The organism is Sulfurimonas sp. HSL1-2, assembly GCF_039645565.1.
Taxonomy (GTDB): Bacteria; Campylobacterota; Campylobacteria; order Campylobacterales; family Sulfurimonadaceae; genus Thiomicrolovo; species Thiomicrolovo zhangzhouensis.
Genome location: NZ_CP147914.1, coordinates 1,568,956 through 1,595,768 on the forward strand (window position 1 = coordinate 1,568,956; position 26,813 = coordinate 1,595,768).

32 protein-coding genes are annotated in these 26,813 nt (G+C 58.1%); 16 read left to right on the forward strand and 16 right to left on the reverse strand.

Features of this window, described 5'->3' with window-relative positions; all coding sequences use genetic code 11:
* Nucleotides 1-198 precede the first annotated feature (198 nt).
* A complete protein-coding gene (locus WCX18_RS08125) occupies nucleotides 199-762 on the forward strand; it encodes a hypothetical protein (RefSeq protein WP_345987116.1) in 564 nt (187 codons plus the stop codon).
* 159 nt (nucleotides 763-921) lie between these two features.
* Nucleotides 922-3,606, forward strand: a complete 2,685-nt coding sequence (locus WCX18_RS08130) for a cation-transporting P-type ATPase (RefSeq protein ID WP_345987117.1) — start codon at nucleotides 922-924, stop codon at nucleotides 3,604-3,606.
* Between the two features lie 15 nt (nucleotides 3,607-3,621).
* On the opposite strand, the gene WCX18_RS08135 is transcribed toward WCX18_RS08130, so the two are convergent.
* The 10 genes from WCX18_RS08135 to WCX18_RS08180 form a co-directional block, all read right to left on the reverse strand.
* Nucleotides 3,622-4,389 carry an SDR family NAD(P)-dependent oxidoreductase gene (locus WCX18_RS08135; RefSeq protein ID WP_345987118.1) on the reverse strand — a complete coding sequence of 256 codons (768 nt, stop codon included), beginning with the start codon at nucleotides 4,387-4,389 and terminating at the stop codon, nucleotides 3,622-3,624.
* 125 nt (nucleotides 4,390-4,514) lie between these two features.
* Nucleotides 4,515-4,853, reverse strand: a complete 339-nt coding sequence (locus WCX18_RS08140) for a P-II family nitrogen regulator (protein ID WP_345987119.1) — start codon at nucleotides 4,851-4,853, stop codon at nucleotides 4,515-4,517.
* Between the two features lie 66 nt (nucleotides 4,854-4,919).
* A complete protein-coding gene (locus tag WCX18_RS08145) occupies nucleotides 4,920-6,230 on the reverse strand; it encodes an ammonium transporter (RefSeq protein ID WP_345987120.1) in 1,311 nt (436 codons plus the stop codon).
* Nucleotides 6,231-6,324: 94 nt separating this feature from the next.
* A complete protein-coding gene (locus WCX18_RS08150; RefSeq protein ID WP_345987121.1) occupies nucleotides 6,325-6,663 on the reverse strand; it encodes a hypothetical protein in 339 nt (112 codons plus the stop codon).
* 19 nt (nucleotides 6,664-6,682) lie between these two features.
* Nucleotides 6,683-6,958, reverse strand: a complete 276-nt coding sequence (locus WCX18_RS08155; protein WP_345987122.1) for a hypothetical protein — start codon at nucleotides 6,956-6,958, stop codon at nucleotides 6,683-6,685.
* A gap of 9 nt (nucleotides 6,959-6,967) precedes the next feature.
* On the reverse strand, nucleotides 6,968-7,363 hold the full coding sequence (locus WCX18_RS08160) for a 4Fe-4S dicluster domain-containing protein (RefSeq protein ID WP_345984638.1): 396 nt from the start codon (nucleotides 7,361-7,363) through the stop codon (nucleotides 6,968-6,970).
* An 81-nt stretch (nucleotides 7,364-7,444) separates the two neighbouring features.
* Nucleotides 7,445-7,822, reverse strand: coding sequence for a NifB/NifX family molybdenum-iron cluster-binding protein (locus WCX18_RS08165; protein ID WP_345984639.1), 378 nt, complete (start codon nucleotides 7,820-7,822; stop codon nucleotides 7,445-7,447).
* Nucleotides 7,823-7,990: 168 nt separating this feature from the next.
* Nucleotides 7,991-8,383: a 4Fe-4S dicluster domain-containing protein gene (locus WCX18_RS08170; RefSeq protein WP_345984640.1), complete on the reverse strand. Its 393-nt coding sequence runs from the start codon at nucleotides 8,381-8,383 to the stop codon at nucleotides 7,991-7,993.
* Nucleotides 8,384-8,410: 27 nt separating this feature from the next.
* A complete protein-coding gene (locus tag WCX18_RS08175) occupies nucleotides 8,411-8,860 on the reverse strand; it encodes a TOBE domain-containing protein (protein ID WP_345987123.1) in 450 nt (149 codons plus the stop codon).
* Between the two features lie 11 nt (nucleotides 8,861-8,871).
* Nucleotides 8,872-9,771, reverse strand: a complete 900-nt coding sequence (locus WCX18_RS08180; RefSeq protein ID WP_345987124.1) for a NifU family protein — start codon at nucleotides 9,769-9,771, stop codon at nucleotides 8,872-8,874.
* A gap of 80 nt (nucleotides 9,772-9,851) precedes the next feature.
* Between WCX18_RS08180 and WCX18_RS08185 the strand changes: the two genes are divergently transcribed.
* Genes WCX18_RS08185 through WCX18_RS08200 form a run of 4 tightly spaced genes read left to right on the forward strand, consistent with a single transcriptional unit; the run spans nucleotide 9,852 to nucleotide 11,657 of the window.
* Nucleotides 9,852-10,247 (forward strand): NifB/NifX family molybdenum-iron cluster-binding protein, encoded by a 396-nt coding sequence (locus tag WCX18_RS08185; RefSeq protein WP_345987125.1) that lies wholly within the window; start codon nucleotides 9,852-9,854, stop codon nucleotides 10,245-10,247.
* Nucleotides 10,240-10,485, forward strand: a complete 246-nt coding sequence (locus tag WCX18_RS08190; protein WP_345987126.1) for a hypothetical protein — start codon at nucleotides 10,240-10,242, stop codon at nucleotides 10,483-10,485. Before WCX18_RS08185 ends, WCX18_RS08190 begins: the two co-directional genes overlap by 8 nt.
* Nucleotides 10,486-10,488: 3 nt before the next feature.
* Entirely contained in the window at nucleotides 10,489-11,133 is a 645-nt protein-coding gene (locus WCX18_RS08195) for a hypothetical protein (protein ID WP_345987127.1), read from the forward strand.
* A 20-nt stretch (nucleotides 11,134-11,153) separates the two neighbouring features.
* Nucleotides 11,154-11,657, forward strand: a complete 504-nt coding sequence (locus tag WCX18_RS08200; RefSeq protein ID WP_345984646.1) for a hypothetical protein — start codon at nucleotides 11,154-11,156, stop codon at nucleotides 11,655-11,657.
* 105 nt (nucleotides 11,658-11,762) lie between these two features.
* Here the strand turns inward: WCX18_RS08200 and WCX18_RS08205 are convergent, their stop codons facing one another.
* Together WCX18_RS08205 and WCX18_RS08210 are read right to left on the reverse strand one after the other, a co-directional pair.
* Nucleotides 11,763-13,022, reverse strand: a complete 1,260-nt coding sequence (locus WCX18_RS08205; RefSeq protein ID WP_345987128.1) for a M18 family aminopeptidase — start codon at nucleotides 13,020-13,022, stop codon at nucleotides 11,763-11,765.
* Nucleotides 13,023-13,100: 78 nt separating this feature from the next.
* Entirely contained in the window at nucleotides 13,101-13,544 is a 444-nt protein-coding gene (locus tag WCX18_RS08210; RefSeq protein WP_345987129.1) for a thioredoxin domain-containing protein, read from the reverse strand.
* A 116-nt stretch (nucleotides 13,545-13,660) separates the two neighbouring features.
* On the opposite strand from WCX18_RS08210, the gene WCX18_RS08215 reads away from it, so the two are divergent.
* Together WCX18_RS08215 and WCX18_RS08220 are read left to right on the forward strand one after the other, a co-directional pair.
* Entirely contained in the window at nucleotides 13,661-14,521 is an 861-nt protein-coding gene (locus tag WCX18_RS08215; protein ID WP_345987130.1) for an NAD(P)-dependent oxidoreductase, read from the forward strand.
* A complete protein-coding gene (locus WCX18_RS08220) occupies nucleotides 14,518-15,216 on the forward strand; it encodes an SDR family oxidoreductase (protein ID WP_345987131.1) in 699 nt (232 codons plus the stop codon). Before WCX18_RS08215 ends, WCX18_RS08220 begins: the two co-directional genes overlap by 4 nt.
* Nucleotides 15,217-15,237: 21 nt before the next feature.
* Here WCX18_RS08220 and dnaE read toward each other — a convergent pair whose 3' ends face one another.
* Nucleotides 15,238-18,858, reverse strand: coding sequence for a DNA polymerase III subunit alpha (dnaE, locus tag WCX18_RS08225; protein WP_345987132.1), 3,621 nt, complete (start codon nucleotides 18,856-18,858; stop codon nucleotides 15,238-15,240).
* Nucleotides 18,859-19,253: 395 nt separating this feature from the next.
* Between dnaE and WCX18_RS08230 the strand changes: the two genes are divergently transcribed.
* The 5 genes from WCX18_RS08230 (at nucleotide 19,254) to WCX18_RS08250 (ending at nucleotide 23,082) form a co-directional block, all read left to right on the forward strand.
* A complete protein-coding gene (locus WCX18_RS08230; RefSeq protein ID WP_345987133.1) occupies nucleotides 19,254-19,475 on the forward strand; it encodes a hypothetical protein in 222 nt (73 codons plus the stop codon).
* A 13-nt stretch (nucleotides 19,476-19,488) separates the two neighbouring features.
* Nucleotides 19,489-20,166, forward strand: a complete 678-nt coding sequence (locus tag WCX18_RS08235) for a TIGR01621 family pseudouridine synthase (RefSeq protein WP_345987134.1) — start codon at nucleotides 19,489-19,491, stop codon at nucleotides 20,164-20,166.
* A gap of 82 nt (nucleotides 20,167-20,248) precedes the next feature.
* Nucleotides 20,249-21,598: an FAD-dependent oxidoreductase gene (locus WCX18_RS08240; protein WP_345987135.1), complete on the forward strand. Its 1,350-nt coding sequence runs from the start codon at nucleotides 20,249-20,251 to the stop codon at nucleotides 21,596-21,598.
* Nucleotides 21,595-22,707, forward strand: coding sequence for a glycosyltransferase (locus tag WCX18_RS08245; RefSeq protein ID WP_345987136.1), 1,113 nt, complete (start codon nucleotides 21,595-21,597; stop codon nucleotides 22,705-22,707). The genes WCX18_RS08240 and WCX18_RS08245 overlap by 4 nt, the downstream gene beginning before the upstream one ends.
* A 57-nt stretch (nucleotides 22,708-22,764) precedes the next feature.
* Nucleotides 22,765-23,082, forward strand: coding sequence for a pyrimidine/purine nucleoside phosphorylase (locus tag WCX18_RS08250; RefSeq protein WP_345987137.1), 318 nt, complete (start codon nucleotides 22,765-22,767; stop codon nucleotides 23,080-23,082).
* Between the two features lie 6 nt (nucleotides 23,083-23,088).
* On the opposite strand, the gene WCX18_RS08255 is transcribed toward WCX18_RS08250, so the two are convergent.
* From WCX18_RS08255 to WCX18_RS08265, 3 genes are all read right to left on the reverse strand, one after another.
* Complete coding sequence (locus WCX18_RS08255; protein WP_345987138.1) at nucleotides 23,089-23,652, reverse strand: DJ-1 family glyoxalase III; 564 nt, start codon at nucleotides 23,650-23,652, stop codon at nucleotides 23,089-23,091.
* Nucleotides 23,653-23,746: 94 nt separating this feature from the next.
* Nucleotides 23,747-24,313 carry an elongation factor P gene (gene efp / locus WCX18_RS08260; RefSeq protein WP_345984659.1) on the reverse strand — a complete coding sequence of 189 codons (567 nt, stop codon included), beginning with the start codon at nucleotides 24,311-24,313 and terminating at the stop codon, nucleotides 23,747-23,749.
* Nucleotides 24,314-24,375: 62 nt separating this feature from the next.
* Nucleotides 24,376-24,924, reverse strand: coding sequence for a hypothetical protein (locus WCX18_RS08265; RefSeq protein ID WP_345987139.1), 549 nt, complete (start codon nucleotides 24,922-24,924; stop codon nucleotides 24,376-24,378).
* Nucleotides 24,925-25,020: 96 nt separating this feature from the next.
* On the opposite strand from WCX18_RS08265, the gene WCX18_RS08270 reads away from it, so the two are divergent.
* From WCX18_RS08270 to WCX18_RS08280, 3 genes are all read left to right on the forward strand, one after another.
* On the forward strand, nucleotides 25,021-25,671 hold the full coding sequence (locus WCX18_RS08270) for a hypothetical protein (RefSeq protein WP_345987140.1): 651 nt from the start codon (nucleotides 25,021-25,023) through the stop codon (nucleotides 25,669-25,671).
* Nucleotides 25,672-25,910: 239 nt separating this feature from the next.
* Nucleotides 25,911-26,156 carry a helix-turn-helix transcriptional regulator gene (locus WCX18_RS08275; protein WP_345987141.1) on the forward strand — a complete coding sequence of 82 codons (246 nt, stop codon included), beginning with the start codon at nucleotides 25,911-25,913 and terminating at the stop codon, nucleotides 26,154-26,156.
* A gap of 335 nt (nucleotides 26,157-26,491) precedes the next feature.
* Nucleotides 26,492-26,776, forward strand: a complete 285-nt coding sequence (locus WCX18_RS08280) for an HU family DNA-binding protein (RefSeq protein ID WP_345984663.1) — start codon at nucleotides 26,492-26,494, stop codon at nucleotides 26,774-26,776.
* Nucleotides 26,777-26,813: the final 37 nt, after the last annotated feature.

Sequence of the window (26,813 nt, forward strand, 5' to 3'; positions counted from 1 at the left end):
TATTTAATATATACCATTATTTGTTGATTACGGACGACAGATAAACATCACAAGAATGGATCATAATGCTCATAACTTCTGTCCGTCCGACCCGTTTTGTACGAGATGACCCTCAGCGGTGCGATACTGACTTTTTTGAAATCCATAGAACGCATATTGCAATCCGCTTGCAATATCACAACATAAGGATGACACTCTATGTCAACAGTACAGGACTTCATTTTCGGGAACAACCTGCAGTGGCAGGCCTCTTTCAGCGAGAAAACAGACAAATACGCCTACGGCTACCGCGGCAGCCTCGTCATCACCCCGGGCAAGGTGCTCTCTGCCGACAAACAGCTCCCGCCGAAGGCCACGGCGACACAGGTTATCCTCGTCAGCAACAGCGACAAAATCGACTTCATCGCCTGCGAACTCGAAACCCTCGATTTTTTCGAACCGTTCGTCGAACAGTACAAAGAGGTCCTCTCCACCGACGGTCTCTATCTCCTCTTCGTCACCGACCTCGATGCCGACGGCAAGTTCGAGTATGAGGGTTTCACGTTCTACGCCTTCTCCCTCGATGAAAGCTCTGTCTGGAACGAACTGCTCGACTACGCAGACCTCTCCAAAGGCGACCTGAAAAAACTCGATGCCGGCGAAAAGATCGATACGGTCTACGACGAGATCAAAGCGACGACGCTACGTATTTCCGACAAAAGCTATGACGATATCAAAGCCGCCCAGAGCAGCGAAGGCAAAGTCCTCTTCGGCGCCGTCTGATCCTGCCCCGCTGCCCTTTCCCGGGCGGCCCCACCGTACACTCCCACCGTTTTTCTGTTACAATGCATCCGATACGACAACCATAATGTGCCCCAGGCGTAACACCCCCCGTACAGGCGTACGGAGCTGCAGCGCAAATGCGATGCGTCAGGAAGAACAATGGGCAGTGCTGGACCCCTGAACGGCAAATCCCTCGTCGAAGCCTTCATAGCGTTTCATAGTGGAGCCGAAGGGCTGCAGAACGCCGATGTCCCCCTGCGCCAGAAGCGGTATGGGAAAAACAGCATCACCTTTCACCGCAGCCGCTCCGCCGTCTGGATGTTTCTCGCCGAGTTTGCACGCTTTTTCCCCCTTCTGCTCCTCGCAGCGGCCGGCCTCGCCCTCTTTGCGCATACGCTGAGCCCCGAGGAGGGGTACGGTCTCATCGCCGCCGCGCTGGCGGGCGTCGTGCTGCTCAATGCCGTCGTCTCCTTTGTCCAGAACTACAAGGTCGAAAAACTGATGATTTCCTTCCTCGACTACATCCCGAAACAGGTGGCGCTGCTGCGCGGCGGGGAAAAGGTCGTTGCCGACGCCGAGGAGGTCGTCCCCGGCGATATCCTCTTCGTGCAGGAGGGGGACAAAGTCTCCGCCGACGGCATCATCGTCGAGGGGACGCTGCTGCTGGACGAATCCATCCTTACCGGCGAATCCGTTCCCGTTGAAAAACGCGGGCCCGACACGATCATCAGTGACTCCAGCGCCGTCTTTTCGGGAGCGACGGTGATCACGGGGGCGGCGAAGATCCTCGTCACCGGTACGGGCCGCTCCACCGGTATCGGGGCCATCTCACAGCTTTCACAGGCAGTCAAACAGGACCTCACCCCCATGCAGAAGGAGCTGCGCGATTTCGTGCGAAAGATCACCTGGCTGGCCCTGGGCATCGGCACCCTCTTTTTCGGCATAGGCTTCCTGATCGGCAACCCGTTCTGGACCAATCTCATTTTTGCCATCGGGATCATCGTCGCCAACGTCCCCGAAGGGCTTCTGCCCACCGTCACACTCGCCCTGACGCAGTCATCGGTACGCATGGGACGGCGCAACGCCGTCGTCAAGCAGGTCCTCTCGGTGGAGACCCTCGGGAGCACGACCGTCATCTGCACCGACAAAACCGGAACCCTGACCCAAAACCGCCTTGCCCTCGATCGGCTCTACCTCGACTTCACGGAGCTTGAAGCCGACGACACGGAGCCGTTGTCGCGCAACCCCGCCGGCCGGACCGCCCTCGAGATCATGGGCCTGTGCAACGATGCCATCGCCACCTCGGAAAACGGCGGGCACACCCTCTTGAAGGGGGATCCCACCGATGTCGCCATGGGGAATTTCGTCGAACAGCACAGCGGCTACGACGCGCTCCGCAGCCATTTTGAACTCCGGGAGAGCCTCCCCTTCGACGCGGAACAAAAGTATATGGCCGCAACCTACCAAACCGGCGGCGGCGTGCTCTACATGACGGTCAAAGGGGCGCCGGAAGTCGTTATCGGGCTTTGTACGCAGGTGCATGCGGAGGGGCTCGTACGCGAGCTGCGCGGCGAAGAGCGCGAAACGCTGCTGCAGCGCGCCGAGAGCTACGCGGCCGACGGTCTGAGGGTCCTCGCCCTCGCCTACCGCGTTACCGACACGACGGATACGGCAGCAGAGCAGCTCGTCTTTGTCGGTCTGGTCGCCATGACCGATCCGCCCCGTCCCGAAGTCCCCTCGGCGGTGTCGGCGTGTAAAAGTGCCGGTATCCGCATCATCGTCATCAGCGGGGACAAGTCCGAAACCGTCAGCTATATCGCGCGCAGGCTCGGTATCGTCACCGCCCCGCGCGTCATCACCGGCGAGGAGCTTTCGACGATGCAGAGCAGCGCACTGTGCGATGCGCTGGCCGGAGGCGAGGTCGTTTTCGCCCGCACCGCCCCCGAACAGAAACTGATGATCGTCGAGGCCCTCAAGCAGATGGACGAAGTCGTCGCCGTCACCGGTGACGGCGTCAACGACGCCCCGGCGCTCAAGCGGGCCGATATCGGCGTTTCCATGGGGCTGCGCGGAACCGATGTCGCCAAGGAGGCCTCCGACATCATCCTGCTCGATGACAATTTCGCCACCATCATCCATGCCATCGAGGAGGGACGGGCCGTCTACGATAACATCAAAAAATTCATCACCTATATCCTCACGAGCAACGTCCCCGAGATCCTGCCCTTCATCGCCTACGTTCTGCTGCCCATTCCCCTGCCCATCACGGTCGTCCAGATCCTCTCCATCGACCTCGTCACCGATATGCTTCCCGCCATCGGGCTGGGCAACGAAAAACCGGAGTCCGACATCATGCACCGCCCCCCGCGCCGTCGGGACGAACGGCTCGTAAGCCTCCGGACGTTCCTTCGCAGTTACGGGGTGATCGGCATGGCCGAAGCCCTGCTGGCATTCGGCGTCTTTTTCGCCGTGCTCTACGGAGGCGGCTGGCAGTGGGGCGGCGAACTCGCCACCGATGCCTCGCTCTACCGACAGGCGGCCGTCGCCTTTCTGGCGACGATCATCTTCGGCCAGATGGGCAATGTCATGGCCTGCCGCACGAACCGCCAGAGCGCGCTGCGTTCCCTCGCTGTCCCCAACCGCTGGATCGCCCTGGGACTCGTCGTCGAAGGGCTCTTTATCGCGGGCGTTATCTACCTGCCGCCGTTAGGCAACTTCTTTACGGCCGCACCCTTCCCCGCCGAAGTCTGGGCACTGATCTTCACCGCACCCTTCATTATATTCGGCATCGAGGAGCTCCGGAAATATTTTGTTCGAAGAGGGGTCGGATTTCTTGCCGCATGAGCCCGGCAGAGGGCCTCAGCCGTTGCGGCTCAGGACGTAGGGGTTGCGCTGCGCCGTCGGCATGATCAGCACGTCCTGGATATTGACATGCGACGGTGCCTGCAGAATGTATAGTGCCAGATCGGCGATATCGTCGGCATACAGCGGCTCGTACCCCTCGTAGACCGCGTCGGCCTGAGCCTTGTCACCCGAAAAACGGGTCGTCGAGAAGTTCGTCTCCACCGCTCCCGGTGCGATGTTGCCGACCCGTACGGCCGTCCCCGTCAGGTCTATATTCATCGCCTCCGTCAAGGCATGGACGGCCGATTTTGTCGCACAGTAGACATTACCGCCCGGATAGGTCATCTTCCCGGCGATGGAGCCTATGTTGAGGATATGGCCGCAATTGCGCGAACGCATCTGCGGGATGACGGCCCGGCTGACATAGAGCAGACCCTTGATATTTGCATCGATCATCTCTTCCCACTGGTCTACACTGCCTGCATCGATGGGAGAAAGTCCCAGCGCCAGGCCGGCATTGTTGACCAGAATATCGATAACGGTCTCCTCCAACAAAGCGCGCATTGCAGCCTCGGCTGCCTGCCGGTTGCGGACATCGAAAGACAAGGTATCAATCACGACGCCGTATTCCGACAGTGCCGACTTGAGCGTCTCCAGCTTTGCCGGATCGCGCCCGTGCAGAACCAGGTCCGCCCCCGCTTCGGCCAGCCGGCGTGCGCACGCTTCGCCTATGCCCGACGTCGCCCCGCTGACAAAGGCACGTTTTCCTGCTAATGATTTCACAACTGACCCCCAAAATAGAATGGAGACAATCTATCGGTTTTACGGTGAAAAGGGGCTAAAAAAGAGGAGGTATTTTTGAAAGTGTGGTGGAGAAAAAGAGGCGGGAGAGCCCGCCCATGGAAGGCTTAAACGGCTTCGGAGCCGGATTCGCCGGTACGGATACGGATAATCTTTTCGATATCACTGATGAAGATCTTGCCGTCACCGATCTTGCCGGTGCGGGCCGCTTCGACGATCGTATCGATGACCTGGTCGACCGATGCCGCTTCGACGACCATCTCCATTTTTACTTTCGGCAGGAAGTCAACGACGTACTCCGCACCGCGGTAGAGCTCGCTGTGCCCTTTCTGGCGCCCGTACCCTTTCACTTCGCTGACCGTCATACCGGTAATACCGATCTCAGCCAGGGCATCCTTCACATCCTCAAGCTTGAACGGCTTGATGATCGCTTCTACTTTTTTCATTCTGACAATCCTTTTGTGCTTTGTATTGTAACACTGTTCGGAAGCCGAAGCCCCCGAGCCGTTCAATTAGAGGTTGAATCCGCGTTCGCCGTGGATGGACTCATCCAGACCCATTGTTTCTGTCTCTTCGTCAACGCGTGCACCGCCGGTGATCGCAGAGGAGATCAGGTAAACAATAACCGTACCGACCAGGGTCCACAGACCGACGATCAGGACAGACTCGAACTGGACGAAGAGCTGACCCATACGGTCGCCGCTTGCTTTGAGCGGACCGTCCCAGAGGAGGTCCTGATCGTTCAGCGCGAAGATACCCGTAGCAATCGCACCCCACAGACCGGCGAGGAAGTGGATACCGAATGCATCGAGGCTGTCGTCGTAGCCCAGTTTCTTTTTCAGGATCGCGACACCGAAGAAGCCGATGAGCGCACCGACGATACCGACGATGAAGGCACCGCCGACACCGACGAAGCCGGCGGCCGGAGTGATCGCGACGAGACCGGCAACGATACCGGAAGCAACACCGAGCAGGGTCGGTTTCTTGAACATGAACCATTCAACCAGCATCCAGGTGACACCCGCAGCTGCCGTAGCGATGGTTGTTGTCAGAACCGCAAGACCTGCAACCGCGTTCGCACCGAATGCGGAACCGCCGTTGAAGCCGTACCAGCCGAACCACAGCAGGGCTGCACCGGCAGCAGTCAGAATGATGCTGACCGGTTTCATCGCTGTTTTCGGGTAGCCTGCACGTTTACCGAGCATGATCGCCAGGACCAGACCGGCCAGACCGCCGTTCATGTGGACAACCGTACCGCCGGCGAAGTCAAGTGCACCTTCGTCGAAGAGGTAGGCACCGTCGCCGCCCCATACCATGTGGGTAATCGGTGCGTAAACCACCAGACCCCAGAGGACAACGAAGATCATCCATGTGGAGAACTTCATACGCTCGATCGCGGAACCGGATGCGATGGCAACGGTGATCGCTGCGAACGTACCCTGGAAGGCGATGAAGACGAAGGTCGGGTAGCTGCCGGACAGGTCAGACCAGTTGATACCGGAAAGGAAGACGTTGCCGAAGCCGCCGAACACGTTCTGCAGTGCTGCGCTCTCGCTCGCACCGAAGGCGATGGAGTAGCCTGCAATGACCCAGACCACGAAGGCAACGACAAAGGCACCCATGACCATTGCATAGGTATTCAGTACGTTCTTTGTACGTGTCATCCCGGCATAAAACAGTGCCAGGCCTGCCGGCGTCATCAGCAGTACGAATGCGGTTGACACCATCATCCAGGCCGTATCACCTGTATCGAGCGTTGGAGCATCCTCTGCCAGCGCAAGCGTCGGCAGAAGCATCATCATGGACAAAAGCCACTTCTTCATTGGTTAATCCTTTTTTCGCAGCCTTGACTGCGGAAGTTTCATGAAAATAGTATACAATTTTGTCGGCTTTTTACTCGATAGTGGTGGTTATTTTTTAGGCAGCATATCGCTTTCGTATGTCGGCTTTGAACGCTTTCATCTTGGGCCGGGTGATTTTATCCATCGCGAACTCCCGCAGAGGCGTGATTTTTGCAACGATTGCTTCGGTCCGTTCTTCACGCGCAGATGCGATCAGATCCGAAACGTCATCCTCGAAAAGATCGCAGCTTTTTTCAGGCAGTGCATCATACAGGGCCATGAAAAGCGCCCGCTGCTCCCCGCCCATCTTGCAGGTATCATCGGAGATCTTCAGGGCGACGGTCACGGCACATCCGGTTTCAAAAGGATCCAGTGCCGCGGCGATGTCGCGCAGTTTTTCGGTATTAAAGTTCATAAGGCATCCGGACTTTCCTTTAACAGCTTTCGCATCTGTCGATACCGAGGCGCTCAAGCAGTTCCGTGAAGAACTCGCCGCCGTCACGGTCATAGTCGTCGTGAAACTCGATATAGATGGAAGCGTTGCCGTAGTGGTTTAGAATAGGAGAGAGACCGCGCTGATTGGAGACCGACGCAATCGTCTCGAGGATACGCGACTTCAGAGCGGCCGTGCCGTCGAAATCAAGCTGTAATCCCTGGTACCGCTCTTCGCGCTGATGATAGGCACGGATAGTTGCGGCCGTATCAGCCATAGAGGGCCTTTACCCCGCCTCGTTGAGTTCTTCGGGCTCTTCCTCGACAAGTTTGCCGACGCCGCGGTCTTCAACCGGGATATCTTCGCGGAATTTCTTTTTGCGGAACGACGGTGTTTTGAGCTTGCCGTTCTTTTCGCCGAGCTTGTAGATCTCTTCGTTCAGGAAATGCTCTTCGAACTCCGGGGTGAACGGCATGTCCCACGTGATCGTACCGATGCTCGGGCAGATCGCGGCGCATTGCGGGTCATCATAGATCCCGACGCACTCGACACACTTTTCAGGCTGGACATAGTAGCGGCTCTCACCGGTAGGGTTGTCCGAATCGTCTACGATAGCGTTGACCGGACAGACTTGCAGACAGGCGTCGCAGGTGATACATTTGTCATCAATAATTACAGCCATAATTTTTCCTTTTGGGTTTGTTGCGGATTTGATCCTTGTGAAACCTCCGTCATCCCGGGGGTTTTAGAAGAATCAACTTCCTCAGGCGCTGCGCTGGGCACCTTTGTGGAAAGCGCGCAGCAGCCAGATCGGCGGCTGCGTGTTCAGCATCTCGTGGATCTGGTCGATCGCGCCTTTGAGGTCCTCCCCTTCGGCGACCTTGACGGGGTGGATCCCCGCGGCCTGGACCATCTTCGAAGCCTTCGGTCCGATCTGGGTGCAGTACATGATGTCTGCTTCCTCGATCGTCCCGATCTTGTAGTTGAGTTTCGCCACTTCCTCTTCAGGCTCATCAGAACTGTCGATGACTTTGAGCAGCGTCGCGCTCTCTTTATCGATTTCGTAAAGATGGAACGTCTTGGACCAGCCGAAGTGCTGATCGATCTTCTCGCCCGTTGATGAAGCAAATGCAATTCTCATCTGTAAGTCCTTTTTGGAGTTTGTATGCGTACATGCACCCGGGGGCACTTCCTGCACAGTACCTTCACCCAGTGAAGGTAGAGCGTTGAAGAGCGTTAGCAGAGGCAAACGGCTTTGCATCTGCCAACGCTCCGAAACCGGGAAGGCTGACGCGCCCCCGGGCATTACTTAAAATGAATCGGCGACGTTGGCATGGGCTTCGCGTGCATCCATACCGATCTCGTCCATGAACTTCTGCTCCTTGACGGAAGGAAGCATCAGCCCTTTTTTCTTGTGTTCGCGGATCTTGTAGGTACCGTCCTCGTTTCCTTTGGCGTAGTACTCTTCGAAGTCAACCGTGAACGGCATATCCCATACGATGGAACCCTCTGTCGGGCACGCTTCCGCACAACGCGGTGTATCCGCATGACCGACACACTCGACACAGGTCTCCGGCTTCACATAGAAGCGCTCGTCGTCATAAGGGTTCTTTTCGTCACCGTTGCTCAGAATTGCCGCGACCGGACACTCCGGTGCACATGCGTCACAGTTGATGCACTCATCCGTAATCATTACTGCCATTTGTTTCTCCTGTAAAAAGTATGCTTATCAGTTTGCAACTTTCGTTCCCGAACGCTTCTTGAAACTCTCCACTGTCATCGGAACCACATCGGGCTCCAGGTGGATATCCACGCCGCGCAGCAGCATCGTTGCCCTGCAGCCCACTTCCAGACCGAGCTCCCGGCAGGCGTTTTCCGTGATCAGCGACACGACCGTCCCGATATCGCTCTCAAACGTCAGTTCGCAGAGCGAGTCTTTGCTGCGGATCTTCAGGAGCGTACCCGGAATACGGTTTTCGATGGAGACCTTGCCCGGGCACTCCTTGCTGATACAGACCGAAGCCTCCTGGAAACTGAAGAGGACCTTTTCACCCACCCCGGCCCAAAGCGGTGTCTTTGTTTTGATAAGACGGACCTGCGTGTCATTGCACTGCAGGGTGATATAGGTGACGATGTCCGTCTGTTCGATCTCGGTAACGACTGCGGCGATCCTGTTCATCCTCTTCCCCCTTACATCAGGTAAAGGACGACATTTTTGTCGATCAGCTCCTCGAAAGCGTCGAGCAGCATGTCCGCTGTCGACGTTGAACCGAGGTGACAGCCCGAACAGGCACCAAGGTAGTTCAACCAGATCTGCGGGGTCTCGCCCGGAACGTAATTGAGCAGCTCGATCCCGCCGCTGTCGGCTTCGAGGGTCGGGCGGATCTTCTGGTCGATCACCTGCATCACCAGCGTGATCTGCTTTTCCACCGGCAGGCTGCGGAACGGTTCGTTACGCAGGGTTGCCAGCTCTTTGTTGCTGACATAGGTGACGACCTCCTGTGCCCGTACATTGTTATTGTGCGCAGCGGTGATCAGGTAGCGCATCGCTTCGGCCTTCTGCCCCGCTTCTTTGAGGAGCATGCCCGCTTTGAACTGGGCGTCGACATGGCCGATATCGGCGGCCGCTCTGTAGTACTGCAGCGCCCCTTTGGCATCGGGCATACCGTCGATCCCTTTCTCATGGATCTGCGCCAGGCTCATCATCGCATGCATATTGCCGCGCTCCGCCGCCTTGGCAAACCACGATTTTGCCGCTTCGATATCGCGGCCGCACCCTTTGCCCTGCATCGCCATGACCCCCAGGTTCACCATGGCGTTGGCATCCGCATTTGCCGCCGAATCGACAAAGAGGTCATAGGCCTCTTTATACTGTTTGGCCTCGTAGGCGCTGACGCCCGCTTCGAATGTAGTCATTTTCTGCTCCTCCTGATTTTGAAAATAGGCTTCGAGCCGTTCATATGCATCTTCTTCGGCCTCCTCAAAGGAGTCGCCGATCCCTTTGATCTCCGGAAAATCGACGAACTGGGCGACGCAGCCGTCCCCCTCCTCGTTGGAAAAACCGAAATAATCGAGTGCATACTTTTTCATACCCGGCCTTATGCAAAGAACGTTCCAGAACCGTGGAACACTTTTTGCAAAGATAAGCAAAATTCATCTAAGGAGGCGACATGATCGCTATACCGGTGGACAAGGCGTCTATGGATGTCAAGTCATCGAAACTCTTCGGAAACGTCCAGGCGTTCGCCCTTTACAGTAATGATGAAAAGGCGTTCCACTTCGTTCCGAACAACGGCAAGGGGGACGGTGTCAAAACCGCCAAACTGCTTGCCGATCTCTCCGTGACGTCCGTCGTCTACTCTTTCATGGGTGACGGCCCCTACGGCATCCTGGAAGAGGAAGGCATCGGTGTTTACTACCTCGGGAAGGAGCCTCTGGCGCTTTCCACTATTATCGAGGGGATGGAAACGGAAAATTTCGTCAAAGTGATTTCGGCGAACGCGCAGACCTACCTCGATCCGGGCACGGCATCGGGAGAGTGCGGATGTGGATGCAGCCATGACTGAGATTATCACCAAAGAAATGCATGAGATCCGCGGCCTGATCGCGCAGACCGTCGCCAAGCGCAATGCGCTCAAGGCGGAGATGCAGGAGTGGTACGACCGCTTCCCCAACGAACGCTTCGGCAAGTTCAAGGACCTGATCGCCGTTGACGGCGTGCTCTCGCAGCTTGATACGCACTACAAACAGCTCTGGGACTTCCACAACGCCCGCACGGAAACCGTGCAGAAAAAGGCAATGTAAGGGATGCCGGAGTACAGCAAGGCCAGTAAGGCCCGCGTGCCTGATGAGACCTCTGAGTACAGTGAAAAAGGGCGGCTGACAGCCGCCGGTGCGCAGATCGACCGCTACCGGATCATCCTGGACAAGGACAATTTCCAGCCCGAAGAACCCCACTGGCGGCGTATCAGCAAGAATACCGTCAGTCTTTTCCAGGTCCTGATCGACCAGGACCTCAAAGAGCTTGTCATGGTGCTGGAACACTACCCCCGCTACATCGAGTGGGTCTGTGAACATTTCCGCTACGCCTACAGTTACAGCGAGAACGAAGCGAGTATCGACGCCGCTTCCCGGCTGCTGGAGCTTGGGGAGCCCTTTTTCACGAAGCAGTTTGTCCGCAACCTCGTCCGCAAGCTCCCGCGCCTCGATGCCATGGAGCTCGAAGCGCTCAAAACGTTTGCCGAAGCACTTGCGGCGCACCACGGGCAGTGGCACCCCATCATTACGAACCACTACTGCGACGCTATCGGAGAGAGCGTCGAATCCCGGAAACTGCATCCGCTGCAGCGCCTCGCCATCACCGGCAAGATCGCAAACATTGCACGGATCGAAACCTTCGAGTACGACGCCGAAGACCGCGACGCCGTCCTCGATATCCCCTACATGAATTGAATTGAACAGAAAGGTTACCTATGGATAAAGAAACCCTCAAAGAAGAACTTCTCAAACACGCGCGCAACGCTTTTGAAACCGCTTCGACCCTGCACGAGAACGAACGTATCGAAGTCTACCTGCACGACGGTGTCGCCAAGACCTCGGATGTCCTTGATGACAGCGACGAGATCCTCTACGGCGACAACCGGGTGCTGTGCTACCAGATCCAGGGGTACGACTACCTCGAAGGCGAGATCAAAACCTGGATCGACTATGCCCGGGTCATCCAGGAACCCACCGATGAGATGCCGCTGCCCGAACCCACCGACATCGAAAAATCGATCCGCGAACTTATCGACACGCTGGCGAAATCCAAAGGGGTGAGCCGCGACGACATCAGCTCCTTCGAAGTCTTCGCCAACCTGCCGATGGACCTGCTGGGCTCTATCGAACAGCAGATCATCGAGTACTGGTGGAGCGCGGAAGAGGAAGAGAACGGCAAGAAACTCGCCCTGGCTCAGATCGAAGAGGCATTGGCCTAACTCGTGCTTTACGCCATCCGGACACAGTCCGGACGGCCCAACCACATCTTCTTTCACTACTTGCTTCAGTGAAAGTGTCCCCACCCTTTCTTTGGCATTGACGCTTTAAAGCGCCAGCAGCATCTCGTAGAGCTCGAAAGCATCCTTCGTGCCCGCCAGTTCGCGGATGGAGTGCATGGCGAAAGTAGGCAGCCCGACGTCGAGGGTCTCTATGCCCAGCCGCGTCGCGGTGATGGGGCCTATGGTGGAGCCGCAACCCATGTCGCTGCGGGTGACGAACTCCTGCAGCGGGTGTCCGGCACGTTCCGAGGCGAGCACGAACCGCGAGACGGTGCGGGAGTTCGACGCATAGCGCTGGTTGGCGTTGAGTTTCAGCACCAGCCCCTTATTGATATAGGGGGCGTGCTCCGGGTCGTGCTTGTGGGCGTAGTTGGGGTGCTGCGCATGGGCATTGTCACACGAGACCATCAGCGAGCGCTGGCAGAGCTGCACGAAGGCTTCGTAGCTCCCCGTCATGCGCTGCAGCGTATTTTCCAGGAAAGGCCCTGCCGCCCCGCTGGTGCTCTCGCTGCCGACCTCTTCGTGGTCGGAGAGGATCATCAGGTAGGGACGGTCATTTCCGACGCTGCAGATGGCGAGCAGTGCCACATAGCAGCTCAACAGGTTATCCAGGCGTGCCGAAGCGATAAACTCTTTTGCCACACCGACGTAGGAGGCCTTCTGCGTATCGTATAGGCTCAGCTCGTGCGACAGCAGCCGCTCGAAGTCGCTCACGCCGGAAGCTTCCAGCTGCGTCGCCACCCACGCTTCGAAGTCGAAACTTTCATCACAGCCGATGAGCGCGGGCAGGTCCGTCTGGGGATTGACCGAACGGCTCTGGTTCGCCTCGCGGTCGAGGTGGATCGCCAGCGAGGGGATCACCGCCACCGCGCCGCCCGTGTCGATGTTCGTCTCTTTGAGCTCCCCTGTTTTCGTCCGGTAGGCGACCCGCCCGGCAATGCCGAGGTCGCGGTCAAACCAGGGGTTCATCAGCAGCCCGCCGTAGGGCTCCACGCCCAGGCGAACGGTGCCGCTGCCTTTGAGGACCGGGGAAGGTTTCAGTTTGAGGTTGGGAGAATCGGTGTGCGCACCGAACATGACATAGTCGCTCCCGCCCGTATAGGTGAAAGCGATCACCGAGGAGGCGTTGCGCGTCGTGTAGTAGCGTTTGCCCGCTTCCAGCGACCATTCGCTGCGCTCGTCCAGGTAGATGAACCCGGCGTTCTCAAGCATTCCCGTCACATTGGCAACGGCATGAAACGGCGTCGGCGACGCGTCCAGAAAGCCCAAAAGTCCGTCGTTGAAATCTTCTCTTGTCATTGTCATCCCATTCATTATAGTGGTGCTGTTTCTTGGGCCCATTATAACGTCTGGGACGCCGACGGGAACTTAGATCACCCGTTTTTACAGTGTCATCTGGATCAGGCTCTCGGCCCACATGCTGAGCTGGTCTTTGGAGAGCTTGCTCGTGAAACGGTTCATCTCCATCCCACGGCTGAAGGCGATGGTGGTCGGCAGTTCGTTGACGCCGTACTGCAGTGCCAGCGGGGCGTCATTAAGAGTATTGACCTTCAAAAATCGCACTTCGAGGGCGCACGAAGCCGCCGCTTTTTCGAAATCCGGCGCCATCTCCATGCAGGGACCGCAGTCGGGGGAGTAGAAATCGACGATGACGGGAATATCGTTTTCGGCAAGGTGGAGCTTGAACGTCTCCGCATCACAGGTGACGGGGGTCGTATCGGTCAGGGGTTCGCCGCAGCTGCTGCAGAGCACCTCTTTTTTTTCGACTTCGTTGACAACGTTATTGACGGCTTTGCAGTGGGGGCATACGATCTTGAGAGTGTCCATTTTTCGGCTCCGGGAGTGTAGTTGCCGGAGGGCATGCAAAATCCGTACCCGTCGGCCGTTTACCCATTCCCCCGGCGCTTTGGCATAATAACGGCAAAGCAATACAAGGAGTCACCATGCATCTGGGATTTATCGGGCTCGGACACCTCGGCCGCGCCGTCGCCGAAAGACTGCTGGCGTGCGGGCATACGCTGAGCGTCTACAACCGCACGCCGCAGCGGGCGGAGGGGCTGGATGCCGAACTTTGCGAACATCCGCGCGACGTTATCGAGAAATGCGACGTCGTGCTGCTCTGCCTCTTTGACAGTGCCGCGGTCGACGCGGTGCTCTCGGGCGAAAACGGCCTGCTCGGCGCCAACGCCTCCGGCAAGACTATCATCGACCTGACCACCAACCATTTCGACGCCGTTGCGGGTTTCCACGAACGCTGCCGCCTTGCGGGGGCCTCCTACCTGGAGTGCCCGGTCCTCGGCAGCGTCGTCCCGGCCGCCAACGGGGCACTGACGGTGCTGGTCAGCGGGGAGGAGGAGGTTTTTGAAGCCTCCAGCGGCGTCCTGGGGTCCATCGGTGTACACCTCTTCTACCTGCGCGAACCGGGGCGGGCGACAAAGATGAAACTCGTCAACAACCTTGCCCTGGGCGGCATCATGGCCGTCCTGGCCGAAACGGTCGGCATCGGCGAGGCGGCCGGGATCGAACGCGAAACGCTCCTGGAGATCCTCGCCGCGGGCGGCGGCAAATCGCTGGTACTCGACGCCAAGCGCCAGAAACTGCTTGACGACGATTACACGCCCCACTTCTCCAACGCCCTGATCTACAAGGACCTGCACTGCCTGCAGGACCTTGCCTACGGCCTCAAACAGCCCCTGTACACGGCCGGGATGGTCAAAGAGCTCTATGCCCGCACCTTCGCCGAAGGGTTCGAGCGGGAGGATTTCGCCTCCGTTGCCAAGCTCTTCCGGAAGCGTGAACAGTGAAAACGCTCCTCATTACCGGCGCCGCGCAGGGGATCGGGCTGGGCACGGCCACCCTCTTTGCCGACCGCGGCTGGAACGTCTACGGCCTCGATGTCCAGAGCGACCGTCTCGCTGCCGCCGCCCTCAAGGGGGGATTCGAACCGCTCGTCTGCAACCTCACCGACCCCGAAAGCATTGCGGAGGCGATGGCGTCACTGACGCAGCTCGATGCCCTCGTCAACAACGCCGCAACAAATGCCAACGGCGATCCGCTTACCCTCTCTGTTGCGGAGTGGAAACGGGTGCTCGACGTCAACCTGACCGCCCCCTTTCTCCTCAGCCGGGCTGCGGCGCCCCTGTTGGCAGCGAGCGGCGGCAGCATCGTCAATATCGCCTCGACCCGGGCGCTGATGAGCGAACCGCATACCGAAGCCTACAGCGCCAGCAAAGGGGGGCTGCTGAGCCTCACCCACGCCCTGGCCATGAGCCTCGCGCCCGTGCGGGTCAACGCCGTCAGCCCCGGCTGGATCGAACACGCCGTACCCGAAGCGCTGCGCAGTTTTGATCACGCTTTCCACCCCGCCGGACGGGTCGGAACGGTGGAGGATATTGCGGAGATGGTCTGGTACCTGACAAGCGAGGCGGCCCGCTTCATCACGGGCCAGAATTTCGTCATCGACGGCGGCGTGACGAAAAAGATGATCTACCCGGAGTAGAAGTCCGCTCCGGCAGCAGCGTTATGCGACGTCGACGTCCGAGAGTGCGGCCAGCTCCTCCATGATGGAGTTGTTGACGCGGATGGCCGAGTCGATGACGACGTTCTGCAGCTTGGAGACGATGTTGAGCTTCAGCGGGCGTGTCCCCGGGTGGCGGCGCACCAGGCGGTAGAGCTCCTCGAGACGCTCGACACCGTTGTCCAGGTGCAGGCGCAGGGTCAGCGGCTCCTGCGGTTTTTCCACGATCTTCGTACTGACCTTCTTGCTCTCTTTTTTCACCTCTTTGAGGGTCATGATCTTCGTGACGCTCGTACGGGTGAACATCTCCGTATGGGTCACCTTGACCTTGAAGGCGATCGGCTCGTCGAGGTTCATCGCCTCGAGCTCCTCGAGCTTGTCGCTGAAGAGCATCACCTCGAGGTTGCCGTGGAAGTCCATGATGTTGACGATGCCGAACTGGTTCCCTTTCTTGGAGATCTTCTTCGTGATCTCCTCGACCTTCCCGATAAAGATGGCATAGGAGCCGTCGGCGATGTTCTCCAGGTCTGACGACAGGGTATAGTCAAGCTGGTCGAGCTCCTCGCGGTAGTCATCGAGCGGGTGGCCGGAGACATAGAAGCCCAGGGTCTCCTTCTCGAACTCGAGGATCTGCTTGAGCCCGAACTCCGGTGCATTTTCGAGTTTGAGCTGTACCGTGGTGATGTCCGCATCGTCACCGAAAAGGCTGCCCGCGGCGTTCCTGCGCGCCTGCATGGAGTCCTTGGCCGTCTCGATCACCGTCTCCATCTGCTCAAGAAGTGCGCGGCGCGAATACTGGTAGCGGTCAAAGCCCCCCGCCTTGGCGACGGATTCGAGCACCTTCTTGTTCACCTTCTGAGGGTCGATGCGGTTGACGAAGTCCTGCAGGTCCGTGAACTCGCCGTCCTTGCGCACCTCGAGGATCGATTTGACCGCGGAGGTCCCGACCCCCTTGATGGCACCGAGCCCGAAGAGGATGTGGTCCTGGCCATCTTTGCGGGTGGCACTGAACTCGAGCTGCGAATCGTTGATGTCCGGCGGGCTCAGCTCTATTCCCATCCGCTTGACCTCATCGATGTACTTGACGACCTTGTCGGTGTTGTCCTTTTCCGACGTCAGGAGTGCCGCCATGAACTCCTGCGGGTAGTAGGTCTTGAGCCATGCCGTCTGGAAGGTGACCATCGCGTAGGCCGCCGAGTGGGACTTGTTGAAACCGTAGCCGGCGAACTTCTCGATCAGGTCGAAGAGCGCGGAGGCTTTCTTGTAATCCAGCCCCTGCTTCGCCGCCCCCTCGGAGAATTCGCGGTTGTACTTCTCCATCAAGTCCGCTTTCTTCTTACCCATCGCACGCCGGACGATGTCCGCGCCGCCGAGGCTGAAGCCGCCGACGGTCTGGACGATCTGCATGACCTGCTCCTGGTAGACGATCATCCCGTAGGTCGGCTCCAGGGTGTCTTTGAGCATGTCGAAGCTGACCTCTTCGAAGGGGTAGAAGATCTTCTTGCGCCCGTGCTTGCGCTCGATAAAGTCGTCAAGCATCCCCGACTCCATCGGTCCCGGGCGGTAGAGCGCCAGGACCGCAATAAGGTCTTCGAAGTTGGAGGGCTTGAGCCGCTTGTTCAGGTCCTGCATCCCGCTCGATTCGATCTGGAACATCCCGACCGTCGCCCCGCTCTGGATCACCTTGTAGACCTCGGGGTCGTCCACGTCGATCGTGTTCCAGTCGATCACCCTGTCATAGCGCGCCTTGACGAGCTTGATGGCGTTGTCGATGACGTCGAGGGTCTTGAGGCCCAGGAAGTCGAACTTGATCAGGTCGACGTCCTCGAGGTAGTTGAGCGAATACTGGGTGACGAAGGTCTCCTCCCCCGGCGGCTTGTAGATGGGGGTCTTCTTCCAGAGCTCTTCGTTGCTGATGACGACCCCTGCCGCGTGCATCCCGGCGTTGCGCTTGAGCCCTTCAAGTTTGAGGCTGAACTCCCAGACGCGCTTCGCCTGCGGGTCGGTGTCGATCAGCTCCTTGATCTTCGGCTCTTTCTGGAAGGCGCCCGGTTTGAAGTCGTCGCCCTTCTTCTTGCCGTTGAGGGTGATGCCCAGCTCTTCGGGGATGAGCTTCGCCATCTTGTCCGCCTGGGAGAGCGGCATGTCGAGGACGCGGGAGACGTCGCGGATGACCCCTTTGGCCAGCAATGAACCGAAGGTGATGATCTGCGCCACCTGGTTGCGGCCGTACTTGCGCACGACGTAGTCGATGACCTCGCCGCGGCGCGCCTGCATGAAGTCCATATCGATATCGGGCATCGATACACGTTCGGGGTTCAGGAAACGCTCGAAGAGCAGGTCGTACTTCATGGGGTCGATGTCGGTGATCTCCAGGGCGTAGGCGACGAGGCTCCCCGCCGCGGAACCGCGGCCAGGGCCGACGGCGACGCCCATGCGCTTGGCTTCGGCGACGAAGTCCCAGACGATAAGCATGTAGCCGGGGAACTTCATGGAGTTGATGACGTCCATCTCGTACTCCAGGCGCTCCCGGTACTCCTCGTGGCGTTCCGGCGGTACGTGTTTGAGGCGCGCTTCCAGCCCCAGGCGGCAGCGGTGGATGAAGAACTCCGCATCGTTCTTGTCGGCGGCGCCCATCCATTTTTTCTTATCCTCGGCCGTTGCGTCCGGCCCCAGCGGCGCATCGTCGGCGTGATCGATGTCGAGCCCCTCTTTGGCGGCGTACTCGCGGGTAAACTTGAAGTTCGGCGGCGTCGGGTTGCCGAGTTCGAGCTCGAGCTGGCACTTGTCGACGATCTCCTGGGTCGCTTCGAGCGCTTCGGGGACGTCCGCGTAGAGCCGCTCCATCTGCTCCGGGCTCTTGACGTAGAACTCGTGGACAGAGTGGCGCAGGCGGTTGGGGTCGTCGTAGAGTTTATTCATCCCGATACACATGAACGCCTCGTGGTACTGGGCGTCGTCGGGGAAGGTGTAGTGGGTGTCGTTCGTCGCGACGAGCTTGATCCCCGTCTCCTGCGAGAGCTTCAGCAGCGGTTCGTCGATAAAGAGCTGGTCGGCGATGCCGTGGCGCATCAGCTCCAGGTAGAAGTCCTCGCCGAAGATCTCCTTGTACTCCAGCGCCACCCGCTTCGCCTCGTCGTAACCGCCGGCGCCGAATTTGACGTTACGCTCGCTGTTGGTGTTGAGGTGCCAGCTCACCTCCCCCTGCAGACAGGCCGAGGTACAGATGAGCCCTTCGCTGTGCTCGCGCAGCTCCTTTTTGGTGATGCGGGGGAAGTAGTAAAAGCCGTGGATATAGGCCATGGAGGAGAGGTACATCAGGTTCTCGTACCCCTTCTGGTTTTTCGCGTAGAGGCAGATGTGGAAACGCTGGCGGGTGCTCTTGTCATCCAGGGTCTCACCGTTGTGGATATACCCCTCCATGCCGATAATGGGCTTGATCCCCTCCCCTTTCATCTGGTGCCAGAAATCGATGGCGCCGAACATGTTGCCGTGGTCGGTCATCGCGACCGAAGTCATCCCCAGCTCCTTGACGCGTTTGACAAGGTTGCTGATCTTGTTCGCGCCGTCGAGCAGGGAGTATTCGGTATGCAGATGCAGGTGGGTAAAGGGGTATTTGCTCATGGGGTTCCTCGTGCATAAGGGCACCTCTGAATACCTTGAACGGTCTCAGCGCTGCAGAGAAAGTCATAATCAAGACGACGCTTTGAAGACCTAGCCGTAGCTAAGTCGAAAAGCGGCAACGCCGAGTATGGCTTTTCTCTGCAACGCCCTTCGGGAGGGATTTTGAAGCACGATCTTTCCTCCGTTTTCTTCTTGACTTAGCCACAGCTAGGCCTGCGCAGAAAACAAAAAAAATCTCACGCTTCAAAAACCCTCTGAGATCCGTACAGGGTTTTTAGAGGTGCCCTATAAATCAAAAAACGATTATAGGGGTTGGGGGATAAAATGCGGCTGTGCCCGGCAGGTTAGCGCAACATGCTATGATGAGAGTTCCCGTAGACTGCAAGGGGAGGACGATGGACGCTTTCAGAGACTTTTTACTGCGGCAGGGTCGGCGTTTCGGCCGGGCCGCCTGGATGTTCTATGCGCTGGTTTTCCTGCTTGCCGCGACCCTGCTGCTCGGTCTGGTCTACTTCCTTTTCGGCTGGCTGATCTACGTCAGCCCCAATGCCGTCCTCGTATTGACCGGTATCCTCGTCGTTCTCATTCTCTATACCCAGCGCCGCCGCAGCCGGTAGTATAATGGCAGGCATGATCCTCGTTTTTGACCACCATGATTTTGCCGTTGTCGCCAAACCCGCCGGGATGAGCTTTCACAGCGAAACCGGGCCAGGGTTCGTCGTACAGGCCGCCGAGCTCACGGGCTGTCCCCTCTACCCGGTCCACCGCCTCGACAAGATGACCTCCGGGCTTGTCATCCTCGCCAAAAGCAGCGAAGCGGCTGCTGCCTTTACGGCACTGTTCGAAAAGCGCTCAGTCGAAAAGTACTACCTCGCCCTCAGCCTGCGCAAACCGAAAAAGAAGCAGGGGTGGATCAAGGGGGACATGGGCAAAGCGCGCCGCGGCGACTGGAAGCTGCTCAAGACAATGGAGAACCCGGCGGTGACCCGTTTCATCTCCGCGCCCCTGCGCGAGGGGGAGCGCGCTTTCCTCGTCAAGCCCTATACCGGTAAGACCCACCAGATCCGCGTGGCGCTGAAAAGCCTGGGCTCACCCATTGCCGGGGATGGCCGCTACGCCGACAAGGCGGAGGCGGACAAAGAGGAGCGCGGCTACCTGCACGCCTACGCCCTGCGTTTCACCTACAACGGCGAGCTTTTCAGTTTCACCCTTCCCCCCGACGAGGGGGAGCGTTTTCTCTCACCCCTGTTCAGCGATCTGCTGCAGACATGGCAGGCCCCCTGGGAGCACTTTCCCGAAAAGAAATAGACATCCCCGTTACCGCGCGAGGTATTTTTTTGCGTTATACTTGAAGCACCACGACCCTAACGGGTCCGAGCGGAGTGACAACGTGAACCCCTCAACCTACGACGTCCTTATTATCGGCGGCGGTGTCTCCGGTTCGGCGCTGCTCTATGCCCTCGAGCGTTATACCGACCTGGGGACCCTCTGCCTCCTGGAAAAATACGGTGCCCTGGCCACGCTCAATTCCAGCGCCACCTCCAACTCCCAGACCCTGCACTGCGGCGACATCGAGACGAACTATACGCTGGAGAAAGCGGCGAAGGTCAAACGGACCGCCAAGATGGTCGAGAAGTACTGCCTGCAGCACGGCTACGAGAACGACATCATCCATGCCCACCAGAAGATGGCCCTGGGCGTCGGGTACGACGAAGTCAACTTTATGACGAAGCGCCACGAGGAGTTCAGCACCCTCTACCCCTACCTGCGTATCTTTGACCGTGACACGCTTAAACGGATCGAACCCGCCGTCGTGTACGACGCCGACGGCAAGGAGCGCCTCGAACCCATCGTCGGTGTCGGCGTCCAGGGGGAGTACACCACCGTCGACTTCAAACGCCTCAGCGACTCCTTCGTCGAAAACGCCATGCAGGGCAGCAACAAGCACACCGACGTTTTTTTCAACCAGCACGTCATGAAGATCACCAAACGCGGGGAGCTGTACGAGGTCCGTACCGGCAGCCGCACCTACTACGCCCGCTTCGTCGTCGTCGACGCCGGTGCCCACAGCCTCTTTCTCGCCCACCGCATGGGGTACGGGCTCGATTTCGGCATTCTGCCGATGGCCGGCAGCTTCTACCGTTCGACCAGACATATCCTGAGCGGCAAGGTTTACATGGTCCAGAACCCCAAACTCCCCTTTGCCGCCCTGCACGGCGACCCGGACCTGCTGCTGGGCGGCCTCACCCGTTTCGGCCCCACGGCCCTGATGCTGCCCAAACTCGAACGCTACAAGCGGGGGACCTACCTCGATTTTCTCCGTACCCTCCGTTTCGACCACACTATCGCCAGCATCTTCTACGACCTGCTCAAAGACCCGGATATCCGCAACTACGTCCTGCGCAACTTCCTCTTCGAAGTACCGTGGCTGAACAAACGCCTCTTTGTGAAGGATGCGCGCAAGATCGTCCCCTCGCTGCAGCTCTCCGACATCGAGTACGCCTCAGGTTTCGGCGGGGTCCGCCCGCAGGTACTCGATAAAAAACAGCGCAAACTGCTGCTGGGCGAGGCGAGCATCGATACCGGGGAGGGGATCGTCTTCAACATGACGCCCTCCCCGGGGGCGACGAGCTGCCTGGGCAACGCCCGGCGCGACGTGGAGACGGTCTGCGCCTACCTCGGCCGCCGCTTCGACCACGCCCGCTTTGACGCGGAACTTACCGAAGGAGACCGGACATGAAAAAGCTGCTCTACATCACGGACCAGCAGGAGTACGCCGACCACGGTACCATCGCCCCGCTGTTCGGGCACTACCTCAAAAAACACCTGCAGGTCACGATCGTCTACTACACCCGCTACAAGGACAGCTTCCAGTACAAAGGCGACGACTGCATCGTTCCCGAGAGCGAGCTGGAAAACATTGTCGGCTACCTCGACAAAGAGGGGATCGACCTCGGCAGCTTCCACTTCATCCTTGTGCGCAACCGCTTCGACATTCTCCGCACGGTACTCGCCCACCGTGTCCGCTACGGCTACAGGGTCGGTTTCCGCCTCTCCTTCCCCAAGACCGAAACGGCCTACGCCGCGATGATGGCCAAATACAAACGCGCCTTTTTCCCCGCACTGGCCCTGAAGTACAAACGCAGCCGGGAGCGGCGCCTCATCGAAGCGTGCGACCTCTTCCTCCCCTCATCGGCGATGCTGGCCGCAGGGCTCTACCCCGGCCTCGACCTGCCGACGCTTCCCCTGCCCGCCGGGATCGACCCGGCACGCATCGCGGCGCCGAAAAGCGGTTTCACGACGCCGCGCCGCTTCGTCTACGTCGGATCGCTCGACCCGCTCCGCCGTTTCGAAACGCTGCTCGACGCCTTCGCTACGCTTACGCGCCTGGAATGGAGCCTGGATATCTCTACCTTCGACCCGACCTATCTCAAAACAATCCTCAAAGGCTACCCGCAGCTCGCCGGGCGCATCCGGATCCTGCAGGCCACCAACCTCACGGAGCTCGGACGGCAGATCCGCGCCTGCGACGTCGGCCTGGCCCTGATGCCCGCCCTCCCCATCTTTGCCATGACCCTCCCGGCCAAGGTGATGGACTACTACGCCGCGGGCGTCCCGGCCCTGCTCACCGACACGCCCAAGAACCGCGACCGACTGCGCGACGGGGATGAAGCCTTCTTCTGTGCCTTTGACACCGCCGCCATCGCCGCGACGCTCGAAACCCTGATCCGCTGTGACAGCGATGAGCTTTCCAAGGTCCGCGAACAGGGCCTTAACCGGCTGCTCGGGGCGGGAAGAAGCTACGATATCATGGCCGAACAGCTCCACCGCCGGCTCATCACGTTGTAAACGCAGAATTTGCATAGGAATTCTTGGCTACAATGACGCAAAAATGAAGGAGTATTCATGTCTACATTTGAAAATGTCAGTGTTCAGAAAGAAGCAAATGTCTATTTCGGAGGGAACGTCACGAGCCGTACGCTCACCCTGCCCGACGGCAGCGTCTTAACCCTCGGCATCATGCTGCCGGGCGAATACGAGTTCGGTACCGGCAAACCGGAACTGATGGAGATCTACGACGGAGAGCTGGAGATCCTGCTGCCGGGCGAAAGCGCATGGCAGAAGATTCACGGCGGCCAGAGTTTCAATGTCGAAGGCAACGCCAAGTTCCAGGTCCGCGTCAAAAGCATCACGGACTACTGCTGCACCTACCTCGACGCGTAACGGCGCTCAGGCGCAGTAATCGGCGAGCAGCCCGCGCTTCACACTCTCATAGGCGGATTCCCCCGCCAGTTTTTTCACGATTTCAAGCCCGAAACAGATCGCCGTCCCGGGCCCGCGTGACGTCATGACGTTCGCGTCTTCCACGACTGCGGCGCGATCGCCCTGGAACCCCTCCGTACGGATCTCTTTCTCCACGCCGGGATAGGCCGTATAGTTCGGTTTGAGCACACCGGCGGCATTGAGCGCGATCGGGGCGGCACAGATAGCGCCGATCGGTTTACCCTTGGCATCCATCGCCGCCAGCAGCGACTGGACGCCGGCATGTTCTGCCAGACGCTTCGTCCCGCCGCCTCCACCGGGCAGCACGATCATATCGATATCGTCCGCACCCAGCTCCCCGATCGCCGTCTCCGCCTTGATGACCAGACCATGCGCCCCTTCCACTTCCAGCGCATCATCCAGCGAACGGACCAGGACGTCAAGCCCTCCGCGGCGCAGGACATCGATCACGGCAACGGCCTCGATCTCTTCAAACCCTTCGGCCAGCGGGACCAATACTTTTTTCGGCATAGAAAACTCCTCTGTCTACGTTAATAGGATAATTGTAGCACGGAAGAAAAAAAGAGGGGAGAAAACCCCGGGCGGGAGTGCCGGGGAAGCGGGATTATTTTACTTTTTCGATGTACTCGCCGTCAACGGTGTTGACCTTGATCGTATCGCCTTCGAGCACATGATAGGGGACCTGTACGACGGCACCGGTCTCAAGGGTTGCCGGTTTTTTCGAACCGCTTGACGTGTCGCCTTTGAAGTTCGGCGGCGTTTCGGCAACGACCAGTTCCATCGTATCCGGCGCATCGACGGAGATCGCCTGGCCGTTGTGGAAAACGATCTCCACGTTGGTACCGTCTTTGAGCCACTTCATCGCCTCTTCGCACTGCTCATACAGCAGGCCGAGCTGCTCGTAACTTTCGTTGTCCATGAACTGGAGCATTTCGCCGTCATCGTAAAGGTACTGCATCGTTTTGTGTGCCATGTTCGGCACTTCGAACTTGTCACCGGCGTGGACCGTTTTCTCGATCACTTTCCCGTTGAGGAAACTCTTCACTTTCATACGGACGAACGCCGCGCCCTTACCCGGTTTGACGTGTTGGAATTCCACCACTTTGTAAGGAACGCCCGCGATTTCGAGGCGCACGTTTTTCTTGATGTCACCCATTCCGATTGTTGCCATCATATACCCTTAGATTATAATTTTCGGGATTTTACACTATTTTCGCTAAAAAGCGGCGCGAGTCACTTGTACCAGTGACGGCGGATACGCTGTCCCGCCTCATACTCATCCACCAAAACACGCGGCGGGGTTCCGCGGGAGAGGGAGACGATGATATTGCGCTGTCCGTCGACAATGAGCATCTCGCCGTGTTCCATCGTCGTATAGTCGCCGCGGCTGACGTGGTCGTAGACGATGCTGAGGATATGATCGTACTTGGGGAGGGTAAAGCCTTTGATTTCAAGGCCGTCCACGAAGTGCTGGTAGAGCAACCGTTTTGCGAGCTGCAGCGTCGCGAAGAAGGTTGCCGTGCTGCGCAGTGACGGGGTTGTTACCAGGGGGCGCTGCAGATCGCCCAGGGGGTTGATCATGTCGCTTTTGGCGCAGGCCATGCCGACCATCGCGGCGAAGTGGGCTTCGCGGCTGCCGGCATAGTAGGCCGACAGTCCCGATTTACATGCCTGCAGGTAGTCACCGTCGCGGTAGAGGGCGAGCACCTGCTTCGTATCGGCGCCATAGCCTGAGAGCGTCAGGAGCGCCAGGAGTGTCATTAAGGGGATAATTCGCTTCATGGGGGGAATTATAGCACTTCTCCCAGCCGTGCAAAAAACAGCGATCTCCCCGCCGCAGGGCGCACCTTCAAGCAAGTTTTGCTAAAATCGTTCCCCATGCAGATAACGATCGATGAATACGCCAACCGCTTCAAAATGTCCAAAGAGATGATCCGCGCCAAACTGCGTGCGGGCAGACTGCCGCACACCGTCGTCGACGGCACGACCTACATCTCCGTCGAGGCTGCCGCCTCGGCTGCCCCGGCAGCGGCCGCACCCCAGCGCACAACCGCCGGTGCCGTCATTATGATGTACCAGAAGGAGAATGCGGAGCTCAAGCGTAAAATCGGCGAACTCGAAGCGAAGATCGACCGCCTTATCGGCGACAAGGAGCAGATGCTGCGCGAAGAGCGCGACCGTATCGAAGGGATCTACGTCTCCCGGGACGAACAGCTCAAATCCTTTCTCGAGCTGGTCAATGCCAAACTTGTCCAGGAAGGGTTTAAACTCGCCGCACAGAGCAGTGCACCCGATACGGTCGACACCCCCTCCTACGCCGACCACACGGCAGAACCACCGGCACCGCTCCCGGAGCAGATCGAGCTTTTCAGTTACCTCGAGGCCAAGCACTTCTCCTCTTCGGAAAAAAAGACGGTCAGGAAACGCTTCGCCAAAGCGTACGGGAATGACGTCCGCGTCATCCAGCAAAACGGCGAATTCATCCTCGACTTCTCCAAGTACGACTACAGTGACCTTCTGGCGCGCTGAGCGCGCCACCTAGACCCCCTCCCCCCCAAACCAGCGCTTCATCGCTATATAATCAACCCGCCGAAGCCCTCTGCTCAAAGAGAATTTATATACAGTATACCGTATATAATATCAATTATTTTTCATTTAAAATACTATTTTTGTATAATGAATACTGTTTTATTCTATAAATACACTATAAATGTATTTTATATACGGTTTTTTGCTTTGTTTAAGAATCCTTCTTCTACAATGGAGCAATGGAACTCTCCGATCTTTTCAATATTCTGCACAACGCGGTGGAAGCCCAGAGCAACGGCAAGAAGATCACCCAGAAAGAGATGGCGTCGCTGCTCGGGGTTTCCATGCGAACCTATCAGGACTGGCGCCTGGGAAACGCGAAGCCGCAGGCGGCCAAAGCGGTCATGCAGATGCTGGGGAGGCTCGAAGACGACGACATCATCAGGGTCGTCCGGAAAATCAACCGAATGGAGGAAGCGTCATGACGACATTGACACAAAAAGAACGCGAAGATCTGCAGTCCGTTTTCAATTCGATCTCCGAACAGGAACCGTCCCGGGCCGCCAAAGTGCTCCATATGAAGAATATTATTTTTCTTTATATACAGTCCCGCCTCCATCTTCTGCTAAAAAAACGGGTTTCCTACCAGAAATAGGCACTTTCGGGGTGCAAATCCCCCCAATTCCCCCCAAAATCAATCACTTGAAGATAAATTTAAGCAAACAGACTATAAAGTAACCGTCAGAACAGCTTTGAGAGCGCCAATCCCCTAAATTGCGTGCTCCAAGAGGTGTTATATTTCAATGACTTGGAGCGTTTTATGAACAAAGCACAGTTTGTCGAACTGGTTCAGAAGCACGGTGACTACAAAACAAAAGCAGAAGCAGAAGCTGCAATCAAAGCCTTTACAGATGCGGTAACAGATGCACTCGTAGCGAAAGAAGATGTCACACTTGTTGGCTTCGGTAGCTTTACATCTGCCCTGCAAAAAGGCAAAAGCGGTACAGTACCGGGTACGGACAAGAGCTATACTACAGCGGACAAAATGGTTCCGAAGTTCAAAGCAGGAAAAGGTCTCAAAGACCGCGTTGCCGAAGGCAAATAACTCCTCACCCTGGCCGCCGTCCGCGGCCGCTTTTCCC

Excerpts from the sequence above, each read along its gene's own strand:
- WCX18_RS08265 (WP_345987139.1), bottom strand. The coding sequence starts at position 24,924 with ATGAAGCGAATTATCCCCTTAATGACACTCCTGGCGCTCCTGACGCTC.
- WCX18_RS08210 (WP_345987129.1), bottom strand. The coding sequence starts at position 13,544 with ATGGACACTCTCAAGATCGTATGCCCCCACTGCAAAGCCGTCAATAAC.
- WCX18_RS08150 (WP_345987121.1), bottom strand. The coding sequence starts at position 6,663 with ATGAACTTTAATACCGAAAAACTGCGCGACATCGCCGCGGCACTGGAT.
- WCX18_RS08170 (WP_345984640.1), bottom strand. The coding sequence starts at position 8,383 with ATGGCAGTAATGATTACGGATGAGTGCATCAACTGTGACGCATGTGCA.
- WCX18_RS08165 (WP_345984639.1), bottom strand. The coding sequence starts at position 7,822 with ATGAGAATTGCATTTGCTTCATCAACGGGCGAGAAGATCGATCAGCAC.
- WCX18_RS08245 (WP_345987136.1), top strand. The coding sequence starts at position 21,595 with ATGAAAAAGCTGCTCTACATCACGGACCAGCAGGAGTACGCCGACCAC.
- WCX18_RS08190 (WP_345987126.1), top strand. The coding sequence starts at position 10,240 with ATGACTGAGATTATCACCAAAGAAATGCATGAGATCCGCGGCCTGATC.
- WCX18_RS08205 (WP_345987128.1), bottom strand. The coding sequence starts at position 13,022 with ATGACAATGACAAGAGAAGATTTCAACGACGGACTTTTGGGCTTTCTG.
- WCX18_RS08180 (WP_345987124.1), bottom strand. The coding sequence starts at position 9,771 with ATGAAAAAGTATGCACTCGATTATTTCGGTTTTTCCAACGAGGAGGGG.
- WCX18_RS08215 (WP_345987130.1), top strand. The coding sequence starts at position 13,661 with ATGCATCTGGGATTTATCGGGCTCGGACACCTCGGCCGCGCCGTCGCC.
- WCX18_RS08230 (WP_345987133.1), top strand. The coding sequence starts at position 19,254 with ATGGACGCTTTCAGAGACTTTTTACTGCGGCAGGGTCGGCGTTTCGGC.
- WCX18_RS08140 (WP_345987119.1), bottom strand. The coding sequence starts at position 4,853 with ATGAAAAAAGTAGAAGCGATCATCAAGCCGTTCAAGCTTGAGGATGTG.
- efp (WP_345984659.1), bottom strand. The coding sequence starts at position 24,313 with ATGGCAACAATCGGAATGGGTGACATCAAGAAAAACGTGCGCCTCGAA.
- dnaE (WP_345987132.1), bottom strand. The coding sequence starts at position 18,858 with ATGAGCAAATACCCCTTTACCCACCTGCATCTGCATACCGAATACTCC.
- WCX18_RS08280 (WP_345984663.1), top strand. The coding sequence starts at position 26,492 with ATGAACAAAGCACAGTTTGTCGAACTGGTTCAGAAGCACGGTGACTAC.
- WCX18_RS08160 (WP_345984638.1), bottom strand. The coding sequence starts at position 7,363 with ATGGCTGTAATTATTGATGACAAATGTATCACCTGCGACGCCTGTCTG.
- WCX18_RS08130 (WP_345987117.1), top strand. The coding sequence starts at position 922 with ATGGGCAGTGCTGGACCCCTGAACGGCAAATCCCTCGTCGAAGCCTTC.
- WCX18_RS08275 (WP_345987141.1), top strand. The coding sequence starts at position 25,911 with ATGGAACTCTCCGATCTTTTCAATATTCTGCACAACGCGGTGGAAGCC.
- WCX18_RS08145 (WP_345987120.1), bottom strand. The coding sequence starts at position 6,230 with ATGAAGAAGTGGCTTTTGTCCATGATGATGCTTCTGCCGACGCTTGCG.
- WCX18_RS08200 (WP_345984646.1), top strand. The coding sequence starts at position 11,154 with ATGGATAAAGAAACCCTCAAAGAAGAACTTCTCAAACACGCGCGCAAC.
- WCX18_RS08175 (WP_345987123.1), bottom strand. The coding sequence starts at position 8,860 with ATGAACAGGATCGCCGCAGTCGTTACCGAGATCGAACAGACGGACATC.
- WCX18_RS08125 (WP_345987116.1), top strand. The coding sequence starts at position 199 with ATGTCAACAGTACAGGACTTCATTTTCGGGAACAACCTGCAGTGGCAG.
- WCX18_RS08255 (WP_345987138.1), bottom strand. The coding sequence starts at position 23,652 with ATGCCGAAAAAAGTATTGGTCCCGCTGGCCGAAGGGTTTGAAGAGATC.
- WCX18_RS08250 (WP_345987137.1), top strand. The coding sequence starts at position 22,765 with ATGTCTACATTTGAAAATGTCAGTGTTCAGAAAGAAGCAAATGTCTAT.
- WCX18_RS08270 (WP_345987140.1), top strand. The coding sequence starts at position 25,021 with ATGCAGATAACGATCGATGAATACGCCAACCGCTTCAAAATGTCCAAA.
- WCX18_RS08195 (WP_345987127.1), top strand. The coding sequence starts at position 10,489 with ATGCCGGAGTACAGCAAGGCCAGTAAGGCCCGCGTGCCTGATGAGACC.
- WCX18_RS08155 (WP_345987122.1), bottom strand. The coding sequence starts at position 6,958 with ATGGCTGATACGGCCGCAACTATCCGTGCCTATCATCAGCGCGAAGAG.
- WCX18_RS08185 (WP_345987125.1), top strand. The coding sequence starts at position 9,852 with ATGATCGCTATACCGGTGGACAAGGCGTCTATGGATGTCAAGTCATCG.
- WCX18_RS08235 (WP_345987134.1), top strand. The coding sequence starts at position 19,489 with ATGATCCTCGTTTTTGACCACCATGATTTTGCCGTTGTCGCCAAACCC.